Source organism: Methylobacterium sp. WL18 (assembly GCF_008040015.1).
GTDB lineage: Bacteria > Pseudomonadota > Alphaproteobacteria > Rhizobiales > Beijerinckiaceae > Methylobacterium > Methylobacterium mesophilicum.
Genome location: NZ_VRVD01000879.1, coordinates 1 through 1536, shown reverse-complemented (window position 1 = coordinate 1536; position 1536 = coordinate 1). Strand labels below are relative to the sequence as shown.

The window sequence follows — 1536 nt, the reverse complement described above, 5'->3', positions numbered from 1 at the left end:
GTGCGGGTCTCGGCCGCGATCGCCAGCGCGGCGAGGCCGGTGAGCAGGTACCAGGCGCCGACCCCCTGGACCGCCCGGGGCAGGATCCGCGCCGAGGCGAACAGGCCGAGCCCGACCAGCACCTGCCACAGGCCGGGCAGCATCCAGACCTCTTCCGGAGCGAAGCGGGCGATCACCAGGGCCAGGCACGCCCCGGTGCCGGCGGCCGGCATGAACACCTCGATGGCGTTCCACACCATCGCGTCGGCGAGGCCGGAATGGAGCCGGCGGCTGCGCCGGACCGCCTCGACCCCGATCAGGGCGAACGCCACCAGGGCGGCGCCGATCCACAGGCCGAAGAACAGGGCCGGCCGGGCCGCGGGATCGCCGAGCCAGAGGGCCTGGCCCACCGCGCAGGCGAGCGACAGGCCGCCGGTCCCCGCCACGGTGGCCGCGCCCAGGCCGCGGAACGCGGTATCGCGGGCGATCTGCGACCGGATCGCGACGATGTCGGCCAGCGCCTTGTCCAGGTCCTGCATGAGCTTCAGCCCCCGCCCTGCATCATGCTTTGCACCGCAAAGTACCGGCGGGCTCCGGCCGCCGCAAGCCAATTCACCGGTCGATGGGACCGAATTTTCTCAGCATCGACCGTGCCGGTCCAGGCCAAAGCACGGTGAATTCTACCTAAGAGTTGTAATTATCCATTTTCGCGGCGAAGAGCGTCGAGATCGAGCGGGGCCGTGACCATCCGCAGGGCGCCGTCCGGATCGCGGGGCCACTCCGCCTCCGGCCGGTCCCGGTAGAGCTCGACGCCGTTGCCGTCCGGGTCGCGCAAGTACAGGGCCTCGCTGACCCCGTGGTCGCTGGCGCCGTCGAGGGGGATGCCGGCCGCCTCGACCCGGCGCAGGGCATCCGCCAGGGCGGCCCGGGTCGCGTAGAGCAGGGCGAGGTGGTACAGGCCGGTGGTCCCCGGCGCGGGCGGCGGACCGCCGAGGCTCTCCCAGGTGTTGAGCCCGATATGGTGGTGGTAGCCCCCGGCGGCGACGAAGGCGGCGCGCTCGCCGTAGCGCTGGGTCAGGCCGAGGCCGAGGATTCCGCAATAGAAGCCCAGTGCCCGGTCGAGGTCGGCCACCTTGAGGTGGACGTGCCCGATGCGGGTCTCGGGATGGATCGGTGCGGTCATCGGCGGGCTCCCCCGTGAAAGCTTGAAAACTCCGCAGCCCCGAGGGTTTCTCGCGGCGCGTGCGGGGCCCATATTGGTGCCATGCCTGCTCCGAAGAACACGCCCGCTCCGAAGAAGCCGCGCGCCGTATCCGTCTCGGCCTCGTCGGCCAAGGCGTCGAAGCCCGAGCTGAAGCCGCTCGACACCTACCTGGCGGAACTGCTCAACCCGGCGCTGAACCGCAACCGACCGCCGCCGATCGCGCCGGAGCCGGAGAAGCCGCGCCCGGGCAAGCCCAAGGGACGGCCCGCCAAGGAGCCGGTCGGCAAGGCGGCCACCCGCAAGGTCGAGATCGCCCGCGACGGCTTCGCCGAGGCGCCGCAATCCGGCTACGC

The 1536-nt window shown here is 72.1% G+C and carries 2 protein-coding genes and 1 pseudogene; 1 reads left to right on the top strand and 2 read right to left on the bottom strand.

Features of this window, described 5'->3' with window-relative positions; translation table 11 throughout:
- Nucleotides 1–518: hypothetical protein (locus FV228_RS29270; protein WP_147857663.1), on the bottom strand; the 518-nt coding region annotated here is incomplete at its 3' end.
- Between the two features lie 158 nt (nt 519–676).
- Nucleotides 677–1162 carry a VOC family protein gene (locus FV228_RS29265; RefSeq protein ID WP_147857662.1) on the bottom strand — a complete coding sequence of 162 codons (486 nt, stop codon included), beginning with the start codon at nt 1160–1162 and terminating at the stop codon, nt 677–679.
- Between the two features lie 81 nt (nt 1163–1243).
- Between FV228_RS29265 and FV228_RS29260 the strand changes: the two are divergent.
- Nucleotides 1244–1536 (top strand): annotated as a pseudogene (locus tag FV228_RS29260) (excinuclease ABC subunit B); the annotation flags it as partial.